Consider the following 21,023-nt stretch of genomic DNA (forward strand, 5'->3'; position numbering starts at 1 on the left):
CTGCGGACCTGCGCATCACCCATGCCGATCGCGTGATCGACCGCGCGAGTGGCGCCACCAAGGGCGAGGTCATCGCCTATTACGCGCAAGTCGCAGCGCTGATGCTGCCGCACCTGCGCGGCCGTCCCGTGTCCCTGGTGCGCGCGCCCGACGGCGTGGCCGGTGAGCTGTTCTTCCAGAAGCATGTGCAGAACGCACCGCTGCCCGGCGTGCGCCTGCTCGACCCGGCGCTGGACCCCGGCCATGAGCCGCTGCTGCAGATCGACAGTGCCAAGGGGCTGCTTTCCGCTGCGCAGATGAACACGCTGGAATTCCACACCTGGAACGGCCATTCGCGCGGGCTGGACAAGCCCGACCGCATGACCTTCGACCTCGATCCGGGCGAGGGCGTCTCCTGGGCGCATGTGCAGGAAGGCGCCCTGCTGATGCGCACGCTGCTGCAGGAGCTGGGCCTGGACGGCCTGCTCAAGACCAGCGGCGGCAAGGGCCTGCATGTGGTGGTGCCGATCCGGCGCCAGCATGGCTGGGACACGGTCAAGGACTTCTCGCGGGCCGTCGTGCAGCACCTGGCCCGCACGCTGCCCGAGCGCTTCGTGGCCAAGAGCGGGCCGAAGAACCGCGTGGGCCGCATCTTTGTCGACTACCTGCGCAACGGCTTCGGCGCCACGACGGTGAGCGCCTGGTCGGTGCGCTCCCGGCCGGGCCTGGGCGTGTCGGTGCCCGTCGCGTGGGACGAGTTGCCCACCCTGACCAGCGGCGCGCACTGGACGCTCGCCAGCGTCGGCGAGCGACTGGCGACGGGCAATGCCCCTTGGGACGAGGCCGATGTGCCCAGCCAGGGCCTCGCCCGCGCGATGCAGGTGCTGGGCTTCAGCCCCTGACTTCCTCGGTGATCACATCGAAGCGGTTGAGCTGGTGCTGGCCGAACACCATGGTGATCGGCACGTCGGCGGCATCGCGGCCGCGGGCGATCACCACGCGGCCGATCCGCGGCACGTTGTGGCGCGCGTCGAAGGTGTGCCAGCGCCCACCCAGGTAAACCTCGAACCAGGCGCTGAAGTCCATCGGGTAGGGCGCAATCGGCACGCCGATGTCGCCCAGGTAGCCGGTCACGTAGCGTGCCGGGATGTTCATGCAGCGGCACAGCGCGACGGCGAGGTGGGCGTAGTCGCGGCACACGCCCATGCCCTCGCGATAGCCGCCGAGCGCCGTGCGCCCCGGGTTCGCGCAGCCATAGTCGAAGCGGATGTGACCGTGCACCCAGTCGCAGATGGCCTGCACCCGCGCCCAGCCAAGTGGCGTGTTACCGAACTGCTGCCAGGCGAATGCGAGGAGTTCGCTGTCCACCTCGCAGTAGCGGCTGGGCAGCAGGAAGGCCAGCGTCTCGGGGGGCAGCTCCTCCACGGGGTGCTGGAAAGCGCCCCAGTCCTGCGGGTCCGGCCAGCCCGTGTCGTGGATCGTGGCCTCACTGTGCAGACGCAGCCGCTGCTGGCCGGACGGTACCCGCACGCGGGCGCAGCGGTTGCCGAAGCCGTCGACGTAGTGGTCGGTCCAGAAGGGCGGGTCGGCCACCGGATGCTCGGGGGAGAGTAGGTCGTGCGCACGGTCGGGATGCACCTGCAGCAGGTAGACCACGGCGGTGGGGCCGGACAGGGCCAGTTCGATGTCGTAGCCGATGCGGATGAGCATGGAAAGAAGACGGCCTTCGTCCGGAAGAGGACTTTCGCGGCGCGCAATCGCTGGGCAGCTTAGGTCGCCATGCATCGTCCGTGCCACCGGCCTTCACGCGGCCCGATGTAGGTGGGCACCGCGCGTCGGCCATGTCCTACTTCGGCGGGCTCGGCACTCCCACATCCCCGGGCGCGCGGCCACTACGCCTTGGCGCTTGGGGCAGCCCTACGCTTTGTCACATTCGCGGCGCCTCCGTCATGCCCTTTACATGACGCGGACTGCCCGTCACTCCTCCTCTTTCTCTTTGAAGCAGGTTTTCCCATGGAACTGACCTCTGCCCTCGTCAGCGCACTCAACAGCGCATGGCTGGACGAATTCCTGGTCTGGGGCGTCGCCGGCATGACCGCCGTGATCGCCCTGGTTGCCCTGGTCAACGCCGTCGACGTCTTCCTCGACAACGAAGCCGGCTGAGCGGCCCCACCTCCTTCCTTACCCACCCGATGCCCACCAAGAGCAAGTCCCCCGCGCCGCGCCGCGGCCGCACCGCCGAGACCACCAACGCCAAGATCGAACAGCTGGCTGGCTCCACCGCCGAGTTGCCGCTGCCGCATCTGAGCACCAACCAGGGGACGCGGATCGCCGACAACCACAACTCGCTGAAGGCGGGGGTGCGCGGCCCGACGCTGCTCGAAGACTTCATCCTGCGCGAGAAGATCACGCACTTCGACCACGAGCGCATTCCCGAACGGGTGGTGCATGCGCGTGGCAGTGCGGCGCATGGCTACTTCCAGACCTACAAGTCGATGTCGCAGTTCACGCGCGCGGGCCTGTTCAACGACCCTTCGCTCAAGACGCCGGTGTTCGTGCGCTTCTCGACCGTGGCCGGCGGCTCCAGCTCGGCCGATACGGTGCGCGACGTGCGCGGCTTCGCGGTCAAGTTCTACACCCAGGAAGGCATTTGGGACTTGGTGGGCAACAACATCCCGGTGTTCTTCATCCAGGACGCGATGAAATTCCCGGACCTGGTCCATGCCGTCAAGCAGGAGCCGCACCACGGCATGCCGCAGGCAGCCAGCGCGCACGACACCTTCTGGGACTTCGCCTCGCTGATGCCCGAGACCACCCACATGCTGATGTGGGCAATGAGCGACCGCGCCATTCCGCGCAGCCTGCGCATGATGCAGGGCTTCGGCGTGCACACCTTCCGGCTGGTCAACAGCCGCGGCGATGCGCACTTCGTCAAGTTCCACTGGCGGCCCAAGCTGGGCACGCATGCGCTGGTCTGGGACGAGGCGCAGAAGATTGCTGGCAAGGACCCGGACTTCCACCGCCGCGACCTGTGGGAAGCCATCGAGAACGGCGACTTCCCGGAATGGGAGCTGGGCATGCAGCTGATCCCCCAGGACAAGGAGCATTCGCTCGGCTTCGACCTGCTGGACCCCACCAAGCTGATCCCCGAGGAGATGGTGCCGGTCACGCCCGTGGGCAAGATGGTGCTCAACCGCAACCCCGACAACTTCTTTGCCGAAACCGAACAGGTGGCCTTCCACCCCGGCCATGTGGTGCCCGGCATCGACTTCAGCAACGACCCGCTGCTGCATGGCCGGCTGTTCAGCTACACCGACACGCAGCTGTCGCGCCTGGGCGGCCCCAACTTCCACGAGATCCCGATCAACCGCGGCGTGTGCCCCTTCCACAACTTCCAGCGCGACGGTATCCATCGCCAGACGATCTCGCGCGGGCAGGTGGCGTACGAGCCCAACTCGCTGGGCAATGGCTCGGAGTTCCGCGTCGACGGCGACAGCGAGGGCTTCCAGACCTATCCGGAGGCCGTCGAATCGCCCAAGGTGCGCCGCCGCAGCGAGAGCTTCGACGACCACTTCACGCAGGCGCGGCTGTTCTTCAACAGCCAGACGGCGGTGGAGAAGGAGCACATCATTGCGGCCTTCCGCTTCGAGCTGTCGAAGGTGGAGGTTCCGGCGGTGCGCCAGCGCATGGTGGACAACCTGGCCCATGTGGACGAGAAGCTGGCCCGCCGCGTGGCCGAGCCGCTGGGCATCGAGGCGCCCGACGCCAAAGCGGCGGCTGGTCAAGCCGGCTACCGCGAAGCCCGCATCAACCTGCCCATTGAGGAATCGCCCGCGCTGAGCATGATCGGCACCGGCGACGGCAGCATCAAGACGCGCAAGATCGCGATCTTGGTGAGCGACGGCGTCGACTCGGCCTCGCTCAAGCCGATCCGCGAAGCGCTGGAGTCGGCGGGGGCGATGTGCAAGGTCGTGGGTCCGCGTCTGGGCAGCGTGACGAGCGCGTCGAAGCGGCAGGTCGAGGTGGATGCCACCTTCAGCAACATGCCGTCGGTGATGTTCGACGCGGTGCTGGTGCCCGCGGGCGCCGAGAACGCCAAGACGCTGATGGCCAACGGCGAGGCGCAGCATTTCGTGCTGGAGGCGTTCAAGCACCTCAAGTCCATCTGCGTGGTGGGCGAGGGGGCGCAGCTTCTGGCGTCGGTGGGTGTGGAAGAAGGCAAGACCGACGCGCCGGCCGGTGTGGTGATCGCTGCAACGCCAGCGCAGCAGCTGGGTGAGAACGAAGAGGCACAGGGCATTGCGCAGACCTTCGTCGCTGCGATTGCCAAGCACCGGCACTGGGACCGTGCGGGCGTGGACGCCGTGCCGGCCTGAGTGTTCAGCACGGATCTCTGAACGATGGGCCGACCCGGCGTTGCTGTGTCGGCCTTCTTGTTGGAGGGCATCGCCGATCGCCCTGATGGCGTTCGGCTTCGCTCAGCCGAAATGGTCGAAGGAGGCGAAGCGCTGCTCCACCGGCCGGCCCTGTGCATCCACGATGCGCAGGCCGGCGCTGGCCTCGATGCGGCCGATGCGCGTGACCGACACGCCAGCCAAGCGCGCGGCCGCTTCCACGTCGGCTGAGCGGTCGCACGGCGCCGTGAAGGCCAGCTCGTAGTCGTCGCCCCCTGCCAGCGTGAGGCTGCGCTGCATGGCGGCATCCAGTGCCACGGCGCCACGGGCGGCCAACATGCCGGCCACGGCATCGGCGTTCAGCGTGGCGCCCACGCCGCTGGCGCGCAGCACATGGCCCAGGTCGCCGGCCAGGCCGTCGCTGATGTCGATGGCGCTGGTGGCGATGCCGCGCAGCGCCAGGCCGAGTGCGACGCGTGGCGTGGGCTGCTCCATGCGGGCCCGGGCGGCGGCGAACACGGGCTCGGGCACGGAGAGCCGGCCGCGGAAGACCTCCAGCGCCAGCCGGGCGTCGCCCAGCGTGCCACTCACCCAGAGCTCGTCGCCCGCCCTCGCGCCACTGCGCAGCAATGCGCCGCCGCGCGGCACCTCGCCGAAGACGGTGATACACAGGTTGAGCGGCCCGCGCGTGGTGTCGCCGCCCATCAGCTGGCAGCCGTGTGCATCGGCCAGCGCGAACAGGCCCTGGGCCAGACCGGCCAGCCAGGCCTCGTCCACCGAGGGCAGCGACAGGGCCAGTGTGAAGGCCAGCGGTCGCGCGCCGCATGCCGCCAGGTCGCTCAGGTTGACGGCCAGCGCCTTGTGGCCCAGCAGGGCCGCATCGACGGTGGAAAGGAAATGCCGGCCTTCGACCAGCATGTCCGAGGACACGGCCAGCTGCATGCCGGGCGCGAGGTCCAAGAGCGCGCAGTCGTCGCCCACGCCCAGCGCCACCGCGCCGCCAGGCGCGGCCGGGCGCTGGAAGAACTGGCGGATCAGATCGAATTCACCCATGTCGATCAGCCCACCGGCGTGCGGAAGCGCTCGGCCGCCTGGCGCACCACCTCGGCCAGCAGCCGTTCGCGGCCCTGGCGCTCGCGCAGCCAGCGGGCGTCGTTCTCGCTGGCCTCGACCGAGCTGCGCAGGCGGCCGAAGGCGCGGGTGGCGTCGAGCACGGCGGCATGCGGCTCCAGCATGGTCATGGTGCGCAGGATGTGCTCGCGCAGCGGCATGTGCTCGCCGGTGGCCGGGTCCACGTACACGGCGTCCAGGCCGAAGCGGCAGGCCTGGAAGCGGTTGTAGGTGTAGACCAGATAGTCGTCCTCGCTGGGGACGAAGGGCTGCTCCTGCAGGAAGTACGCCGCCAGCGTCTGCACATAGCCCGCCAGCGACGCGGCGCGCTCCACCGTGAGCGGCGTGTCGAAGACGCGAATCTCGATGGTGCCGTACTCGGGCTTGGGCCGGATGTCCCAGTAGAAGTCCTTCATGCTCTTGACCACGCCGGTGCGGGTCATGCGCGCGAAGTAGCCCTCGAACTCCTTCCACGACAGCGTGAAGGGCGCACGGCCCGAGAGCGGGAAGGCGAAGACGGAGTTGAGCCGCGCCGAGTCGAACTGCGTGTCCTGCCCCTGCACGTAGGGGCTGGAGGCCGACAGCGCGATGAAGTGCGGGATGTATCGGCTCATGCGGTGCAGCATCAGCAGCGCCGAATCGGCGTCGGGGCAGCCCACGTGCACGTGCTGGCCGAAGATGGTGAACTGCTTCGACAGGTAGCCGTAGAGCTCCGAGAGCTGCCGGAAGCGCGGCTTGTCGTAGATGCGCTGTTCGTGCCACTGCTGGAAGGCATGCGTGCCGCCGCCCAGCACTGCGATGTTGAGCTTGCCGGCCACCTTGACCAGCGCATCGCGCAGCGGCCCCAGCTGCTGCAGCACCTCTTCTGCCGAATGGCAGACGTCGGTGGAGATCTCGATCATGCTCGAGGTCATCTCCGGCACCACGCTGCCGCGCAGGTCGAACTGGGCCATGCCGCGCAGCATGTCCTCGGCATAGGGCGCGAGGTCGTAGTCGTGGGTGTTGACCAGCTGCAGCTCCAGCTCCACGCCCAGCGACAGGGCCTTGGAGCTGCGGAAGGGTTCCAGCGGCACCACGCGCGCATCGGCCTCGCGCTGGGCGCGCGTCGGCTCGGCGGTCGGGGGCGAGAAGGGCGAAGGCGGGTTGTCCAGCGGGCTCATGGCTTCTCCTTCGACGTCGATGGGGCCGGACGGGCATTCATCGCTGTGTGTCCTCGGGGGCGGTGAAGGCCTCGGGGGCCCAGGGCCGCGAGCTTTCCCTGGCGCCGTAGAGGGCGACGGTGGCCAGCACGGCACCCAGCACTTCCATCAAAAGGATGGCCGGCAGCGCCACCTGCGTGATCAGGTGGCCCAGGAGCGGCGAGGCGGTGACGAAGCCCGATGCGATCAGCAGCGCGATGGACGACAGCGGCGCCATCGCGCAGCCGATCCATAGCGCCTGCCGCCAGCTGGTGCCGCTGCCCGGGTTGGCCAGCGCCACGCCAGCGATCTTGGCCAGGGCGCGGGCACCGATCAGCGCCAGCACCACGGTGGCGACGGTGAGGTTCCATTCGGCCTGTGCTGCCACGATGGACACCAGCACGAACATCAGCATGGTCACCAGCGACGCCGCGGTGCCCAGCTGGCGCGGCCAGACCCAGGGCCGCGGGTTCAGGCCCTTGAGCAGCACGCCGCCGATCAGCGCCGCCAGCGGTGCCGCGCCGCCCGAGGCCCCGGCCACGGCGGCGCCGGCACCGATGATCGCCAGCAGAAGGATGGAGGTGTTCTCGCTGGTCGGACTCATCACCCGCAGCGCCGAGCGCAGGGCGAGCGCCATCACCGCACCCACCACGAAGGACAGGCCCAGCACCGTCAGGATGGGGTGGAAGTTCTCCATGAAGCCCTGCGGCGAGTTTTCGAGGCGGCCCGCGAAGACATAGGCCAGCGTCAGCGCATAGAGCGTGTTGAGCGTGGACAGCGCCAGCGCCCGCTCGGTCACAGGGCCGGAGGCTCGGATGTCGATCACCACCCGCGACAGCACCGCCGGCGAGGCCGCCACCGCGATCAGCGCCAGCGGCGCGATCACCGAGGGCGGCACGTCGAAGGCGCGCAGCGTCCACCAGACGGCGGCGAAGGTCAGGCCCGACTCGGCCAGGCTCTGCGCCAGCACCATCGGGTTGCGCCGGAACCAGCCCAGCGGCAGGCGCCCGCCCGCTTCGAAGAGCACGATGGCCACGCCCAGCTCCATCAGGTACAGCGCCGTGCCCTGCAGCGGCCACACCGCACCCTCGAAGCCGGCCAGACCCACCACGGTGCCCACCAGCGAATAGCCCACCACCTTGGGCAGTCCCATGTAGCGCTGCACCAGGTGGCCGGCGGCCGCCGCGGCCGCGATCAGCAGCGCCCACCACACGGTGGGCAGGCCGACTGTCGGTCGCATCCAGCCGGACAGAAAGCCCAGCAGGTCGGAAGGAAGAAGATTCATCGAGCTGGCAATGGTCGGGGAAGGCCCGGAAGGCGTCGGCACCGCGGGGCGGCGCGTTCGTCATCCAGCCCTTCCGGCGGGGCCCGCGGCGCCAGCGCGCGCGTGGGTCCCGGGGGCATCGGCGCCGCAGGCGCCGGGCGATCCTCAGTGCAGGATGCGCGGGCCGGGGTCGGAACCCGTTCCGGCGTCGAGCACGAAGGCGGCGATGGGCACGTCGAAGCGCTCGGCGTCCTCGCTCACCACGAAATAGCTGCCGCGCATCGTACCGCTGGCCGCCTTGAGCTGGCAGCCGCTGGTGTAGCGGAAGGACTGGCCCGGCGAAAGCAGCGGCTGGCGTCCCACCACGCCCAGGCCGCGCACCTCCTGCACATGGCCGGAGATGTCCTCGATCACCCAGTGGCGCGCGATGAGCTGGATCGGGAACAACGCCACGTTGGTCACAGTGATCGTGTAGGCGAAGGCGTAGAGGCCCGTTTCCGGCGAGGACTGCTCGGGCAGGTAGCGAGGCTCGACCTCGACGCGCATCGGGTGCTGGGGCATGGCGCGGAATGTTAACAACGCAGGTCTTCGGGCGCGTCGCGCGGGACAAGCACTGGCCCGCTGCGAGAATCCGCGCCCATGACGACGAGCCGCCCCACGACCCACCGCATCGCCCCGTCCATTCTCTCGGCCGACTTCGCCCGGCTGGGTGCCGAAGTGAGCGACGTGATCGCCGCCGGTGCCGACTGGATCCATTTCGACGTGATGGACAACCACTACGTGCCCAACCTCACCTTCGGCCCGATGGTGTGCGAGGCGCTCAAGCCGCACGCGAAGACCGCCGACGGCCGACCGGTGCCCATCGACGTGCACCTGATGATCCAGCCGGTCGACGCCCTGGCCGCCGCCTTCGCCAAGGCGGGCGCCGACTACATCAGCTTCCATCCCGACGCCTCGCCCCATGTGCACCGCAGCATCCAGGCCATCCGCGCGGCCGGCTGCAAGCCGGGGCTGGTGTTCAACCCGGCCGCTTCGCTGGAGGTGCTGGACTGGACGCTGGATGAGATCGACCTGGTGCTGATCATGAGCGTCAACCCCGGCTTCGGCGGCCAGAGCTTCATCGACTCGGCCCTGCGCAAGATCGAGCTGGTGCGCAAGCGCATCGACGCCAGTGGCCGCGACATCCGGCTGGAGGTGGACGGCGGCATCAAGGCCGACAACATCGCCCGCGTGGCCGCGGCCGGGGCCGACACCTTCGTGGCCGGCAGCGCGATCTTCAATGCGCCCGACTACCGCGCGGTGATCGACACCATGCGCGCCAACCTGGCCCGCTGAACGCCTTTCCATCCCCGGAGTCCGCCGTGACCCTCGAAGCCATCCTGGCCTACCTGCACCTGCTTGCCATCCTGACGATGGTGGTGTTCATCTCCAGCGAGGCGGCGCTGTGCCGCATCGAATGGCTCAACGCCAAGGCGGTGGAGCGGCTGGCCAAGGTCGACCTGATCTACGGCATCGCCGCCCTGGCGGTGCTGGCCACGGGTCTCGTGCGCACCTTCCTGGGCGTCAAGGGCAGCGCCTGGTACTGGACCAATCCGCTGCTGCATGTGAAGGTGACGCTGTTCGTGATCGTGGGGCTGATCTCGATCTTCCCGACGCTCACCTTCCGTCGCTGGCTGCGCGCCCAGCGCCAGGGCGGCGCGCTCCCAGGGGCCGAGGAGGTGCGCCGCACCCGCCGGCTGGTGATGGTGCAGGCGCACCTCATCGCGCTGATCCCGCTGTTCGCCGTCTTCCTGGCGCGGGGCTTCGGCAAGTGATCTGAGCGACCGGGCAGCGCAGCCCGACCGCAATGCGCCCAGCAAAAGCCCGGCTTCGGCCGGGCTTCGTCGTTGTGGGCGCGGGCGCCGTGTCAGGCGGCCTTGGCGCTCAGGCATTCCTTCATGAAGGCCTTGCGTTCGTCGCCCTTGAGGGTCTTGGCCTTGGGGTCGGCGTTGCAGGTCTTCATCTTGTCCTGCTGGGTGGCGGCCTTGGCCGGCTTGGCCGACAGGCACTGCTTCATGAAGGCCTTGCGCTCGTCGCCCTTCTTGTCGCCGGCGTCGGTGTTGCAGGTCTTCATCTTGCTCTGTTGCGCAGTCGGCGCCTTCTCGGAAGCCGCTGGCGCCGGCGCGGGCGTCTGGGCGAAGGCGTTGAACGACAGGGCGGCGCCCAGGGCGACCAGGGAAGCGAGCTTTTTCATGGGTGTTGTCCTTCCGGCTCAAACGGCGCCCCTCGGGCACCGGCCCGGCGGCGCCGGGCTTTCATGCAACGCGGTTCACAAAGGTTGAGATGACTGGCGACAGTGAAACCAAAGTTTGCAATGACAAACGCTGGCACACGGGGCCCAGCGGCTCGACTCTCCGTTCGTCCCTTTTCAGGCAGCGGTGGCGGTGGGCGCCTCGCGGTCGATGGCATGCGCCCACTGCAGCGCCTCGGCCTGGGCATGGTTGAAATGCGAAGCCGACAGCCCGGGGTGCGTCTTCAGCGCCTCGTCTACACGGTCGAAGTCGCCGCTCTCGCTGGCCTGGGCCAGACTCAGTAGTTCGCCGAGCAGCCCTTCGCCGCCCTGTAGCGCCCGATCGATGGCCGGGGAGAGCCGCAGCGGCCCAAGGATCTGGTCCAGCGGCATGCCGAGCAGTGCAGGCATGAGCGACATCATGCCCACCATGAAGGCGCCGTCGGCCAGATGGGGGTCGTTTGGGCACAGCCGTTGGGCCGCCGATTCCATGAGCCGCCCGCGCGTGGCGGCCAGCAGCAGCAGCGGGCTGGCCCGTCCGGCACGGGAGTCTGTGGCGAAGAGCAGCAGCTGGACCCAGCGCTGCAGGTGCCGCCGCCCCAGCACCTGGATCACGTCGCGCAGCGAGGTCACCGTGCGCGTGGCGCTGGAGCCGGCGGCGTTGGCCATGCGCAGCAGGTTCATCGTGAGGCCGGGTTCGGGCTTGAGCGTCTCTTCGAGCACGTTGGTGTCCGCGTCGGCACCCAACTGGCCCATGAGCCGCATCAGCGTCTGCTGCGAATGCCCCAGGCGGCGACCGGCGATGAGGGTCGGCCGCGCGAAGTGGTAACCCTGGAACAGCGAGAAACCGAGCCGCATGCAGGTGTCGAACTGGGCACGCGTCTCCACCTTTTCCGCGAGCAGCAACACCGTAGGCGCGGCAGCACGTATCTGGCGAACCAACCCGGCCAGCTGGGGTTCCGACAGCGGGAGCAAGTCGATCTTGACCACCTGCACCAGCGGCAGCAGCGTCGCCGTGCGGGTGTCGAACGCGATCACGTCGTCCAGCGCCAGCGAGAAGCCTGCCGCATGCAGATGCAGGCAGCGCTGGACGACCGCCGCGCTGGCGGGTACCGACTCCAACACCTCCAGCACCACCGTCTGGCGTGGCAGCAGTTCGAGCACGTCGCTGAACAACAGCTCGGCATCGACGTTGACATAGGCTTCACGGCCATCCAATGCGTGCGCCATGCCCAGCTCGGCAAATGCGTTGACGATGACGGTGGCGGTGGCCTGGGCGCCGTCGACCACCTCGGCATCTGGCGCGCTTCCGTTGCGGAACAGTAGTTCATAGGCCCGCAATTGCTGGTTCCGGCCCAGGATGGGCTGTCGGCCGACGAACAGGGCCTCGCGCGAATCGGAAGGCATGGCTAATTGTGAATATTTGCAACTTGATCGTAAGCGCAGTCGACCCGGGCGCCACCGGACCGCCCCCCTAAAATTGGATGATGCTTACCGTCAAACAGGACCTTCTGGCGGCGCTGGCCCAGGTGCTCGAGCAATTCGAGCCCGGCGCCGGCAGCCGGGCGGCCTTCGAATCCCCCAAGGTCGCCGCGCATGGCGATCTGGCCTGCACCGCGGCCATGCAGCTGGCCAAACCCCTCAAGAAGAACCCGCGCCAGCTCGGCGAAGAGCTGCGCCATGCCTTGCTCGACACGCCCGCGTACGCGCGCTGGGTCGATGCCATCGAGATCGCCGGCCCCGGCTTCCTCAACATCCGCCTCAAGCCGGCGGCCAAGCAGCAGGTGGTGCACGAGGTGCTCGACGCCGGCGCCGGCTTCGGCAGCCAGCCGGTGCGCCCGGACGAGAAGGTGCTGGTCGAATTCGTCTCGGCCAACCCCACCGGCCCCCTGCACGTGGGCCACGGCCGCCAGGCCGCGCTGGGCGACGCCATCTGCAACCTGCTGACGACGCAGGGCCAGGCCGTGCACCGCGAGTTCTATTACAACGACGCGGGCGTGCAGATCGAGACGCTGACCAAGAGCACGCAGCTGCGCGCCAAGGGCTTCAAGCCGGGCGACGACTGCTGGCCGACCGACCCGGACAACCCCGCGAGCAAGGCCTTCTACAACGGCGACTACATCCAGGACATCGCCGACGACTTCCTGGCGAAGAAGACCGTCCGCGCCGACGACCGCGAATTCACCGCCAACGGCGACGTCGACGACACCGAGAACATCCGCCAGTTCGCCGTCGCCTACCTGCGCAACGAGCAGGACAAGGACCTGCAGGCCTTCAAGCTGCGTTTCGACCAGTACTACCTGGAGTCCAGCCTGTACACCAGCGGCCGGGTCGAGGCGACGGTGAACAAGCTGATCGAGGCCGGCAAGACCTACGAGCAGGACGGCGCGCTGTGGCTGCGCTCCACCGACTACGGCGACGACAAGGACCGCGTCATGCGCAAGCAGGACGGCACGTACACCTACTTCGTGCCCGACGTCGCCTACCACATCGCCAAGTGGGAGCGCGGCTTCCACAAGGTGGTCAACATCCAGGGCACCGACCACCACGGCACCATCGCCCGGGTGCGCGCCGGCCTGCAGGCGGCGGGCGTGGGCATTCCCGAGGGCTACCCCGACTACGTGCTGCACACCATGGTGCGCGTGGTGCGCGGCGGCCAGGAGGTCAAGATCAGCAAGCGCGCCGGCAGCTACGTGACGCTGCGCGACCTGATCGAATGGACCAGCACCGACGCCGTGCGCTTCTTCCTGCTCAGCCGCAAGCCGGACACCGAATACACCTTCGACGTCGACCTGGCCGTGGCCCAGAACAACGACAACCCCGTCTTCTACGTGCAGTACGCCCATGCGCGCATCTGCTCGGTGCTGGACAAGGAAGGCGTGGACGCCGCCGCCCTCAAGGGCACCGACCTGGCGCCCCTGGCCACCGCCGCCGCCCAGCCGCTGATGCTGCTGCTGGCCAAATACCCCGAGATGCTGGCCGCCGCCGCACGCGACTTCGCCCCGCACGACGTCACGTTCTATCTTCGGGAACTGGCCGCGGCGTACCACAGCTACTACGACGCCGAACGCATCCTGGTGGACGACGTGCTCACCAAGCGCGCCCGCCTGGCCCTGGTGGCCGCCTGCGCGCAGGTGCTGGCCAACGGTCTGGCCGTGCTCGGCGTCAGTGCGCCGCGCAAGATGTGAGCCGCCCGCACAATCCCCCGCGGCGCGCCGGTGGCGCTGCACTACAAGGCAATCCATGAGATCCAGACAACAGGGCAATTTCGCCATCGGCCTCATCGTCGGGCTCGTGCTCGGCCTGGGCGTGGCCCTCGGCGTGGCGGTGTACGTCACCAAGGTGCCGGTTCCCTTCATGACCAAGACCCAGCCACGGGCGGCGGAGCAGGACGAGGCGGAGGCCCGCAAGAACCGCGACTGGGACCCCAATTCGCCGCTCTACGGCAAGCAGCAGCCGAAGCCGCCGGCCACCGGCGGGGCGCCGGCGGGCGGCAATCCGCCCGTCACCAGCGCCCCGCCGGTGCCCGCGATCGCGGCTCAGCCGGGCGCCGCGCCCCAACCCGCCACGCCACCGGCGGCCGTCACGCCGGCCATGCCGCGTACGCCGCAGGCAGCCAATCCCCCGGCCTCCGCCGATCCGCTGGGCGACCTGGCCCGTGCACGCGCCGGGTTGCCGGCCAGCGGCGACGCCGCGTCCGATCCCTTCGTGTACTTCGTGCAGGCGGGCGCCTTCCGCACCAGCGACGACGCCGAGGCGCAGCGCGCCAAGCTCTCGCTGATGGGCGTGGAGGTGCGTGTCACCGAGCGCGAGCAGGCGGGCCGTCCGGTGTTCCGCGTCCGGGCGGGCCCGTACAGCAAGAAGGACGACGCCGATCGGTTGAAGGAGCGCCTGGACGGCGCCGGCTTCGACGCCGCCCTGGTGCGCGTCCAGCGCTGAGAGGCTCCCGGCGGCGCCCGCCGAGCGGATAGATCGCCGGAACTCGCTGCCGCCCCTGTGCTCTGTGTCTGCATCCTGTTGGAGAAATCGCTTGAAACGTCGTGACTTTTCGCTGGCCGCTGCGGCCGTGACGCTGGCCCCCCTGGCGGCCCATGCCCAGACCCCTGCCTCCGCCTTCAAGGCCGGCAAGGACTATGTGACGCTGGGCAAGCCCGCGCCGGTCGATGCGCCGGCCGGCAAGGTCGAGGTGGCCGAGTTCTTCTCGTACAACTGCCCGCACTGCGCCGCCTTCGAGCCCAAGCTCGAACCCTGGATCAAGAAGCTGCCGCCCTACGTGGCCTTCCGCCGCATCCCGGTGCCCTTCGTGGGCAACGACGTCGAGACCAAGCAGAAGCTCTACTACACGCTCGAAGCCATGGGCAAGGTCGACGAGTTCCAGATGAAGATCTTCCAGGCCATCCACGTCGACCGCCAGCGCATCTTCGGCGACGCTGCCGTGATCGAGTGGGCGGGCAAGCAGCCCGGGCTCGACGCCAAGAAGTTCGAGGAGACCTTCAAGTCCTTCGGCGTCGCCGGCAAGGCCAAGCGCGCCAGCCAGATGACCGAGGCCTACCAGGTGGCCGGGGTGCCGGCCTTCGGCGTGGCCGGCCGCTACTATGTGGATGGCGACCTGGCCGGCTCGCTCGACCGGGCGCTGCAGATCGTCGAGGCCCTGGCGGCCGACTCGCGCAAGGCCTGAGCCTTTGTCGCGCCGGCCGTGCCGGCGTCCCGCGTCCTGGCCCGCTTCGGCGGGCCTTTTCGTTGCGGGCCTGGGCCGGAGGGCGCGCAACGCCACGACCTTCCGCTACTGGAAGTCAAGCGCAGGACATTCACTGCGCCCGCTGGTTCGGCGCGAAGCCGGGCCTACAATCATCAGCAAGTTCCGTGCCTTTATGAATCCTCCCTCGCACTCCACGACCTCCCTTCCATGGCGCCGCCTCGGCCGCGCCATGGTCCTCGTGGCCGCGCTGGGCCTGGCCGCCGCGGCCCAGGCCGAGAAGGCCGACCGCAACCAGCCGATGAACATCGAGGCCGACTCGCTGCGCTACGACGACCTGAAGCAGACCAGCGTCTTCACCGGCCGCGTCGTGGTCACCAAGGGCACGCTGCTCATCCGCGGCGCCCGGGTCGAGGTCCGGCAGGATCCGGAGGGCTACCAGTACGGCGTGGTCACCGCCGACCCCGGCCAGCGCGGCTATTTCAAGCAGCGCCGCGACGGTGGCAACGACGAGTGGATCGAGGGCGAGGGCGAGGTCATCGAGTACGACGGCCGCGCCGACACGGTCAAGTTCATCCGGCGCGCCGTGATGCGGCGTCTGACCGGCACCACGGTGACCGACGAGACCTCCGGCCCGCTGATCACCTACAACCAGACCAACGACACCTTCGCCGTCAACGGCGCCCCGCCGCCGCCGGGCACCACCCAGCAGCCGGGCGGCCGCGTGCGCGCCATCCTGTCCCCGCGCAACACCGAGCCCACGCAGGTGCCGGCTCCCGGCCCGCGCACCGGGGCGCCGCTGCGCCAGAGCGGCTCGCTGTCGGGCCAGACCGGAGGCGGTCGGTGAGCGTCGCGGTGTCGGCGGGCGGCAGCCGGCTGCAGGCGCGTGGCCTGCAGAAGAGCTACGGCAGCCGCAAGGTGGTCAAGAACGTCTCGCTCGACGTTCAGAAGGGCGAGGTCGTCGGCCTGCTGGGCCCCAACGGCGCCGGCAAGACCACGTCCTTCTACATGATCGTCGGCCTGGTGCGGGCCGATGCCGGGCAGATCAGCATCGACGGCGAGGCCGTGGAGCACATGCCCATCCACCGCCGGGCGCGCATGGGCCTGTCTTACCTGCCGCAGGAGGCGTCGATCTTCCGCAAGCTCAGCGTGCAGGAGAACGTGCGCGCCGTGCTCGAACTGCAGGAAGAGCCCGATGCCCGCGGCCGCATGGCGCCGCTCTCGCGCGATCGCATCGAGCAGCGCCTGTCCGAGCTCCTGGCCGACCTGCGCGTCGACCACCTGCGCGACTCGCCAGCGCTGGCTCTGTCGGGCGGCGAGCGGCGTCGGGTGGAGATCGCCCGCGCGCTGGCCACGCAGCCGCGCTTCATCCTGCTGGACGAGCCCTTCGCCGGCATCGACCCGATCGCCGTGATCGAGATCCAGCGGATCATCAGCTTCCTCAAGGAGCGCGGCATCGGCGTGCTGATCACCGACCACAACGTGCGCGAGACGCTGGGCATCTGCGACCACGCCTTCATCATCAGCGACGGCCAGGTGCTGGCGCAGGGCACGCCCTCCGAGATCGTCGACAACGCCGAGGTGCGCCGCGTGTACCTGGGCGAACACTTCCGGATGTAGCCAGGGTGCCTGTTTCCGCGTTCCGTCCTTCCGGCATCCCTCCTGTGCTGCCCATGGTTGCGCCATTCGTGGGAGGCCGGCCATGAAGCAGGGCCTGTCGCTGCGCGTCTCGCAGCATCTGGCGCTCACGCCCCAGCTGCAGCAGTCGATCCGGCTGCTGCAGCTCTCGACGCTGGAGCTGAGCCAGGAAGTCGAGCAGATGCTCGACGACAACCCCTTCCTGGAGCGGCTGGCCGAAGAGGCGCCGCGCGAGGAGTTCGGCCTGGAGGCGGCCGACGCCCCGGTGCCCCGCGACGAGCGGGAGGACGGCACCGACTACGCCGCCACGGCCAGCGCCAGCAGCACGTCGAGCAGCAGCAGCGACACCGCCGTGGCAGAGGCCGACGCGCCCGCCAACGACAGCTTCGACGCCGAGCCCGACTGGGACGGCGACGGGACGGTGGAGTTCTCGCCCGACGACAGCGAATGGGGTGGCGACGCGCCCGCGCGCAACAACAGCAGCAGCCAGGACGACGGCGAGCGTGCCGACGCCACCGAGCTGGCGCGCAGCCAGGAGTCGCTGCAGGCCCATCTGCACCGCCAGGCGCTGTCGCTGCGCCTGGCGCCCGAGGATTCGGCCGCGCTGCGCTTCCTGATCGAATCGCTCAACGACGACGGCTACCTCGAGGATTCGCTCCCGGCCCTCGCCTCGGCCCTGGCCGGCGACGACAACGACGAGTTCGACGAGCTGGTGCACCACTTCCAGGTGGCGCTGGGCCTGCTGCAGAGCCTGGACCCGCTGGGCGTGGGTGCGCGCGACCTGGGCGAATGCCTGGCCATCCAACTGCGCGCCGGCGCTGCCGACGACGACAGCGACGAGGAAGACCAGGTCCGCAGGGTCGCCCTGGCCATCTGCAAGCAGCCGATGGACCTGCTGGCCAAGCGCGACTTCAAGCGCCTGGCCGTGCTCACCCGCAGCAACGAGGACTTGGTGCGCCAGGCCTCGCAACTGATCGCACGGCTGGAGCCCAAGCCCGGCCGGCGCTTCGTCGATGTGGAGCGGCATGTGATCGTGCCCGACGTCATCGTCACCCGCAGCGGGCGCGGCAGCAACATCAAGTTCCGCGTGCAGCTCAACCCCGATGTGATGCCGCGGCTGCGGGTGCACGACATCTATGCGGGCGCGCTCAAGTCGCACAAGGGCGAGGGCAGCCAGGCCCTCTCCCAGCGGCTGCAGGAGGCGCGCTGGTTCATCAAGAACATCCAGCAGCGTTTCGACACCATCCTGCGCGTGTCCAACGCCATCGTGGAGCGGCAGAAGAACTTCTTCATCCATGGCGAGCTGGCCATGCGCCCGCTGGTGTTGCGCGAGATCGCCGACGAGCTGGGCCTTCACGAGTCCACGATCAGCCGCGTGACCACCGCCAAGTACATGTCCACGCCCTTCGGCACGGTGGAGTTGAAGTACTTCTTCGGCTCTGCACTGGGCACTGAAACCGGCGGCAATGCCTCCAGCACCGCGGTGCGGGCGTTGATCAAGCAGTTCGTCAGCTCGGAGAACGTCAAGAAGCCGCTGTCGGACAGCCAGATCTCGGACATGCTCAAGGAGCAGGGCATCGAATGCGCCCGTCGCACGGTGGCCAAGTACCGCGAGGCGCTGCGCATCGCGCCGGCCAACCTGCGCAAGGCGCTCTGAACCGGCCACGACACTGCGAGTCGGGCAGTGGCTGTGTGCCGGCGTAGGCCAGAAGGGTGCCGAACGGGGGGCGCTGCGCCCCGCTCTCTCGGAAGGGCCCGTCGTTGGCCCTTATTTCCGCGCTGCCGGGTCGTCCCCTTCCGCAGGCGCCACATCGGGCGCACGGCGCAGCAGGGCGCGGGCGCGGTCCACATTCGCGCGTACAGCGCGCTTCTGCAGGAAGGCTTCGGCATCCAGCGCCGACACCTTCTCGGCCAGCGCCATGGTGATGAACTGGTTCAGCGAAGTGTTGTCGCGCGCCGCCAGCGTGCGGGCATGCTCGTGGAGGGAATCGGGCAGGCGAAGGGCGAAATTGCTCATCGGGTGTTCTCCAGCGTCGACAGGAAGGCAGACGGCGTGGCCAGGCGCAGGTCGAAGCGCGGGGCGGCACGGGCGAAGTCTGCCTGGTTGAAAGTGACCAGCCAGTCGGCCTGGCCGTTGACGGCCAGCTCCAGTACTAGTTCGTCGCCGGCGTCGTTCAGCTGGGGCCGCCACAGGTAGTGCAGACGCACGGCCTTCGCAAACAGCGCGAAGGTGTCCAGCAGCGTGTCGACCTCATCGGCCGCAAATCCATGAAGACGCGTGATGCTTTCGCGCTTGAGCACCGCTTCATACTCCAGCCACAGCGCCGGCGTCGCCAGCAGCACGAAGGCGCCATCCAGCAGGTGTTCGAGCAGCCGGTTGGAGGCGCCGCGGCGGCTGGAGAGCCCGGCCACCAGCACATTCGTATCGAGCACCACCGACGGCTTCATGATGTTGCCTATAATATCATCGATGAACGCGATGCCGCTCTTTCTGCCCTGCGCCGCTGGCGTGGAAGACCTCCTGGCCGCCGAGGTGCATGCCGTCACTGGCCGCAGCGGCGACGACCTGCGGGTGCTGCGCGGCGGGGTTCGTGTCATGGGCGCCTGGCGCGATGTGCAGGCGCTCAACCTCAAGAGCCGGCTGGCGCAGCGGGTGCTGGTGCAGTTGGCGCACCGGCCCTATCGCAACGAGGCCGACCTGTACGACGCGGCCTCGGGCATCGCCTGGGAGATGTGGTTCCAGCCGCGGCAGACCTTCAAGGTCGAGCTCACGGCGCAGGGCAGCCCGCTCCAGAGCCTGAACTTCGCCACGCTCAAGATCAAGGACGCCATCGCCGACCGCTTCCGTGCCCGTGCGGGCGGCGTGCGGCCCAGCGTGGAGACGCGCTTTCCCGATGTGCGCGTCTTCGCCCACCTGACGGCCGAGGACGTGACGCTCTACATCGACACCAGCGGCGAGCCGCTGTTCAAGCGCGGCTGGCGCGTGGACAAGGGCGACGCCCCGCTCAAGGAGACCCTGGCCGCCGCCATGCTGGCCGCCAGCGGCTGGTGGGATCCGGAGACGGGTGCCGTCTCCGAGCAGCCGCTGTACGACCCCTGCTGCGGCAGCGGCACCATCCCCATCGAGGCGGCGCTGCTGGCGGCCGGCGTGCCGGCCGGGGCCTCGCGGCGCTTCGGCTTCGAGGCGCTGCTGCTGCACCGCGCCGAGCTGTGGCGCGCGATGCGCGAGGAGGCGCTGGCCGCCGCCGATGCCCGCGCGGTGAGCGCGGTGCGCGTCTTCGGCAGCGACGTGTCGCACCGCATGGTCGACTTCGCGCAGAGAAATGCCGAGCGTGCCGGCGTGGCCGACCGGCTGCAACTGCGCGGCGGTGACGCGCTGCAGCGCATGCCTCCGGTCGAGGGCGGCGGCGTGATCCTGCTCAACCCGCCGTATGGCGAGCGCATCGCCGTCGGCGGCGTGGCCGGCTCCAACGCGGGGCGGCGAGGCCAAGGTGGCCGCGAGGTGGCGCAGACCGAATCGCGCGCCGACGGCGGCGACGATTTCTTTCCCCAACTGGCCACGCACTGGAAGCGCAATTTCGCCGGCTGGACGGCCTGGGTGCTCACGCCCGACATGAAGCTGCCGCAGCGGATGCGGCTGAAGGAATCGCGCCGTGTGCCGATGTGGAACGGGCCCATCGAATGCCGTCTGCTGCGCTTCGACATGGTGGCGGGTTCGGCACGTACGGCGCCGGCGGTATGACGCTGCGTCAGGGACGCACGCGGTGAGCCGCATGGCGGCGGACATGGGCGGGCCGGCCTCGTCGGCCGCGGGCGGAGCCGAGGTGGATGCCGCTGCGCAGCCCGAGGTGACCTCGGTGGTCATCGACACCAACATCGTGCTCGACCTCTTCGTCTTCGACGATGCTGCCGCCAAGCCGCTGCGTGTGGCGCTGGAGGCCGGTCAGCACCGGTGGCTGGCGACGGCCTCGATGCGTGTCGAGCTGGCCCGCGTGCTGGACTATCCGCAGATCGCGCCTCGGCGGGCCTTCTATGGCCTCGCGGTGGAGGACGTGCTGGCCTGCTTCGATCGGCATGCGCAGCTGCAGGCGCCTGCCGCCAAGGCGCCCTTCACTTGCGCCGACCCGGACGACCAGGTGTTCATCGACCTGGCGGTGGCGCACCGGGCGCGGTTGCTGAGCAAGGACAAGGCCGTGCGGGCGATGCGCAAGCGGCTGGCGGGGCTGGGCGTGGAACTCTGGCCCTGAGTCGCTGAGTCGCTGAGTCGCTGAGTCGCTGAGTCGCTGCGTTGGCTGCGACGCTGCATGGGTTGCATCAACTGTGTGGGCATGTGGGTTGTGCGGATGCACCTGCGATCGGCTTGCTAACCCGGCAGAGGGCGCCGGCATGCGCGCTCCCGGTGCACGCTCGCGCTGACCGGCTTGCCTCACCACACGGGTGCTCGCTTTCCACCGACGTGCTTGCCGCACTGCACGGCGCCGCGAATGGCACCTCC

At 69.2% G+C, this 21,023-nt stretch carries 22 protein-coding genes; 13 read left to right on the plus strand and 9 right to left on the minus strand.

Annotation, left to right across the window (positions count from 1 at the left end):
- A partial coding sequence (gene ligD, locus QZ772_RS07535) for a non-homologous end-joining DNA ligase (RefSeq protein ID WP_295524433.1) occupies positions 1–881 on the plus strand: 881 nt, incomplete at its 5' end.
- Here ligD and QZ772_RS07540 read toward each other — a convergent pair.
- Entirely contained in the window at positions 871–1,689 is an 819-nt protein-coding gene (locus tag QZ772_RS07540; RefSeq protein ID WP_295524435.1) for a transglutaminase family protein, read from the minus strand. The two genes, ligD and QZ772_RS07540, sit on opposite strands and share 11 nt — an antisense overlap.
- Before the next feature lie 303 nt (positions 1,690–1,992).
- Between QZ772_RS07540 and QZ772_RS07545 the strand changes: the two genes are divergently transcribed.
- Together QZ772_RS07545 and katE are read left to right on the plus strand one after the other, a co-directional pair.
- A complete protein-coding gene (locus QZ772_RS07545; protein WP_017761439.1) occupies positions 1,993–2,142 on the plus strand; it encodes a hypothetical protein in 150 nt (49 codons plus the stop codon).
- A gap of 29 nt (positions 2,143–2,171) precedes the next feature.
- The gene (katE, locus tag QZ772_RS07550) at positions 2,172–4,355 is read left to right on the plus strand and encodes a catalase HPII (protein ID WP_295524436.1); all 2,184 of its coding nucleotides are present in this window, start codon (positions 2,172–2,174) and stop codon (positions 4,353–4,355) included.
- Between the two features lie 102 nt (positions 4,356–4,457).
- On the opposite strand, the gene thiL is transcribed toward katE, so the two are convergent.
- From thiL to apaG, 4 genes are all read right to left on the minus strand, one after another.
- The gene (thiL, locus tag QZ772_RS07555) at positions 4,458–5,426 is read right to left on the minus strand and encodes a thiamine-phosphate kinase (protein WP_295524438.1); all 969 of its coding nucleotides are present in this window, start codon (positions 5,424–5,426) and stop codon (positions 4,458–4,460) included.
- Between the two features lie 5 nt (positions 5,427–5,431).
- Complete coding sequence (locus QZ772_RS07560; protein ID WP_295524461.1) at positions 5,432–6,556, minus strand: YbdK family carboxylate-amine ligase; 1,125 nt, start codon at positions 6,554–6,556, stop codon at positions 5,432–5,434.
- Positions 6,557–6,680: 124 nt separating this feature from the next.
- A complete protein-coding gene (locus tag QZ772_RS07565) occupies positions 6,681–7,946 on the minus strand; it encodes a cation:proton antiporter (protein ID WP_295524440.1) in 1,266 nt (421 codons plus the stop codon).
- 144 nt (positions 7,947–8,090) lie between these two features.
- Positions 8,091–8,486, minus strand: coding sequence for a Co2+/Mg2+ efflux protein ApaG (gene apaG, locus QZ772_RS07570; RefSeq protein ID WP_017762174.1), 396 nt, complete (start codon positions 8,484–8,486; stop codon positions 8,091–8,093).
- 78 nt (positions 8,487–8,564) lie between these two features.
- On the opposite strand from apaG, the gene rpe reads away from it, so the two are divergent.
- Together rpe and QZ772_RS07580 are read left to right on the plus strand one after the other, a co-directional pair.
- Positions 8,565–9,260: a ribulose-phosphate 3-epimerase gene (rpe, locus tag QZ772_RS07575; protein WP_295524441.1), complete on the plus strand. Its 696-nt coding sequence runs from the start codon at positions 8,565–8,567 to the stop codon at positions 9,258–9,260.
- Positions 9,261–9,286: 26 nt separating this feature from the next.
- Positions 9,287–9,739 (plus strand): DUF2214 family protein, encoded by a 453-nt coding sequence (locus QZ772_RS07580; protein WP_295524443.1) that lies wholly within the window; start codon positions 9,287–9,289, stop codon positions 9,737–9,739.
- A 92-nt stretch (positions 9,740–9,831) separates the two neighbouring features.
- On the opposite strand, the gene QZ772_RS07585 is transcribed toward QZ772_RS07580, so the two are convergent.
- Both QZ772_RS07585 and QZ772_RS07590 read right to left on the minus strand, forming a co-directional pair.
- On the minus strand, positions 9,832–10,158 hold the full coding sequence (locus QZ772_RS07585) for a PsiF family protein (protein ID WP_295524445.1): 327 nt from the start codon (positions 10,156–10,158) through the stop codon (positions 9,832–9,834).
- Positions 10,159–10,332: 174 nt separating this feature from the next.
- Positions 10,333–11,601: an EAL domain-containing protein gene (locus QZ772_RS07590; RefSeq protein ID WP_295524447.1), complete on the minus strand. Its 1,269-nt coding sequence runs from the start codon at positions 11,599–11,601 to the stop codon at positions 10,333–10,335.
- Positions 11,602–11,681: 80 nt separating this feature from the next.
- On the opposite strand from QZ772_RS07590, the gene argS reads away from it, so the two are divergent.
- The 6 genes from argS to QZ772_RS07620 all read left to right on the plus strand — a co-directional run bounded on the left by argS (position 11,682) and on the right by QZ772_RS07620 (position 18,185).
- On the plus strand, positions 11,682–13,382 hold the full coding sequence (argS, locus tag QZ772_RS07595) for an arginine--tRNA ligase (protein WP_295524449.1): 1,701 nt from the start codon (positions 11,682–11,684) through the stop codon (positions 13,380–13,382).
- Between the two features lie 55 nt (positions 13,383–13,437).
- On the plus strand, positions 13,438–14,133 hold the full coding sequence (locus QZ772_RS07600; RefSeq protein ID WP_295524451.1) for an SPOR domain-containing protein: 696 nt from the start codon (positions 13,438–13,440) through the stop codon (positions 14,131–14,133).
- 91 nt (positions 14,134–14,224) lie between these two features.
- Positions 14,225–14,872 (plus strand): thiol:disulfide interchange protein DsbA/DsbL, encoded by a 648-nt coding sequence (locus QZ772_RS07605; protein ID WP_295524453.1) that lies wholly within the window; start codon positions 14,225–14,227, stop codon positions 14,870–14,872.
- 250 nt (positions 14,873–15,122) lie between these two features.
- Positions 15,123–15,737 (plus strand): lipopolysaccharide transport periplasmic protein LptA, encoded by a 615-nt coding sequence (gene lptA / locus QZ772_RS07610; protein WP_295524454.1) that lies wholly within the window; start codon positions 15,123–15,125, stop codon positions 15,735–15,737.
- On the plus strand, positions 15,734–16,510 hold the full coding sequence (lptB, locus tag QZ772_RS07615; protein ID WP_295524455.1) for an LPS export ABC transporter ATP-binding protein: 777 nt from the start codon (positions 15,734–15,736) through the stop codon (positions 16,508–16,510). Before lptA ends, lptB begins: the two co-directional genes overlap by 4 nt.
- 82 nt (positions 16,511–16,592) lie before the next feature.
- Entirely contained in the window at positions 16,593–18,185 is a 1,593-nt protein-coding gene (locus tag QZ772_RS07620; RefSeq protein WP_295524456.1) for an RNA polymerase factor sigma-54, read from the plus strand.
- Between the two features lie 111 nt (positions 18,186–18,296).
- Here QZ772_RS07620 and QZ772_RS07625 read toward each other — a convergent pair whose 3' ends face one another.
- Positions 18,297–18,545, minus strand: a complete 249-nt coding sequence (locus QZ772_RS07625; RefSeq protein ID WP_295524457.1) for a toxin-antitoxin system HicB family antitoxin — start codon at positions 18,543–18,545, stop codon at positions 18,297–18,299.
- A complete protein-coding gene (locus tag QZ772_RS07630; RefSeq protein ID WP_295524458.1) occupies positions 18,542–18,976 on the minus strand; it encodes a putative toxin-antitoxin system toxin component, PIN family in 435 nt (144 codons plus the stop codon). The genes QZ772_RS07625 and QZ772_RS07630 overlap by 4 nt, the downstream gene beginning before the upstream one ends.
- A gap of 22 nt (positions 18,977–18,998) precedes the next feature.
- Here QZ772_RS07630 and QZ772_RS07635 point away from each other — a divergent pair, with 22 nt between their 5' ends.
- Both QZ772_RS07635 and QZ772_RS07640 read left to right on the plus strand, forming a co-directional pair.
- Entirely contained in the window at positions 18,999–20,270 is a 1,272-nt protein-coding gene (locus QZ772_RS07635) for a THUMP domain-containing protein (protein WP_295524459.1), read from the plus strand.
- A gap of 22 nt (positions 20,271–20,292) precedes the next feature.
- Positions 20,293–20,775, plus strand: coding sequence for a putative toxin-antitoxin system toxin component, PIN family (locus tag QZ772_RS07640; protein WP_295524460.1), 483 nt, complete (start codon positions 20,293–20,295; stop codon positions 20,773–20,775).
- Positions 20,776–21,023 lie beyond the last annotated feature (248 nt).

This window comes from uncultured Pseudacidovorax sp. (assembly GCF_913773995.1).
Taxonomy (GTDB): Bacteria; Pseudomonadota; Gammaproteobacteria; order Burkholderiales; family Burkholderiaceae_C; genus Xenophilus.

What these genes read in the sequence shown, in the direction of transcription:
- QZ772_RS07540 (WP_295524435.1), bottom strand. Translation starts at nt 1,689, where the DNA reads ATGCTCATCCGCATCGGCTACGACATCGAACTGGCCCTGTCCGGCCCC.
- QZ772_RS07545 (WP_017761439.1), top strand. Translation starts at nt 1,993, where the DNA reads ATGGAACTGACCTCTGCCCTCGTCAGCGCACTCAACAGCGCATGGCTG.
- katE (WP_295524436.1), top strand. Translation starts at nt 2,172, where the DNA reads ATGCCCACCAAGAGCAAGTCCCCCGCGCCGCGCCGCGGCCGCACCGCC.
- thiL (WP_295524438.1), bottom strand. Translation starts at nt 5,426, where the DNA reads ATGGGTGAATTCGATCTGATCCGCCAGTTCTTCCAGCGCCCGGCCGCG.
- QZ772_RS07565 (WP_295524440.1), bottom strand. Translation starts at nt 7,946, where the DNA reads ATGAATCTTCTTCCTTCCGACCTGCTGGGCTTTCTGTCCGGCTGGATG.
- apaG (WP_017762174.1), bottom strand. Translation starts at nt 8,486, where the DNA reads ATGCCCCAGCACCCGATGCGCGTCGAGGTCGAGCCTCGCTACCTGCCC.
- rpe (WP_295524441.1), top strand. Translation starts at nt 8,565, where the DNA reads ATGACGACGAGCCGCCCCACGACCCACCGCATCGCCCCGTCCATTCTC.
- QZ772_RS07585 (WP_295524445.1), bottom strand. Translation starts at nt 10,158, where the DNA reads ATGAAAAAGCTCGCTTCCCTGGTCGCCCTGGGCGCCGCCCTGTCGTTC.
- QZ772_RS07590 (WP_295524447.1), bottom strand. Translation starts at nt 11,601, where the DNA reads ATGCCTTCCGATTCGCGCGAGGCCCTGTTCGTCGGCCGACAGCCCATC.
- argS (WP_295524449.1), top strand. Translation starts at nt 11,682, where the DNA reads ATGCTTACCGTCAAACAGGACCTTCTGGCGGCGCTGGCCCAGGTGCTC.
- QZ772_RS07600 (WP_295524451.1), top strand. Translation starts at nt 13,438, where the DNA reads ATGAGATCCAGACAACAGGGCAATTTCGCCATCGGCCTCATCGTCGGG.
- lptA (WP_295524454.1), top strand. Translation starts at nt 15,123, where the DNA reads ATGGTCCTCGTGGCCGCGCTGGGCCTGGCCGCCGCGGCCCAGGCCGAG.
- QZ772_RS07620 (WP_295524456.1), top strand. Translation starts at nt 16,593, where the DNA reads ATGAAGCAGGGCCTGTCGCTGCGCGTCTCGCAGCATCTGGCGCTCACG.
- QZ772_RS07625 (WP_295524457.1), bottom strand. Translation starts at nt 18,545, where the DNA reads ATGAGCAATTTCGCCCTTCGCCTGCCCGATTCCCTCCACGAGCATGCC.
- QZ772_RS07630 (WP_295524458.1), bottom strand. Translation starts at nt 18,976, where the DNA reads ATGAAGCCGTCGGTGGTGCTCGATACGAATGTGCTGGTGGCCGGGCTC.
- QZ772_RS07635 (WP_295524459.1), top strand. Translation starts at nt 18,999, where the DNA reads ATGAACGCGATGCCGCTCTTTCTGCCCTGCGCCGCTGGCGTGGAAGAC.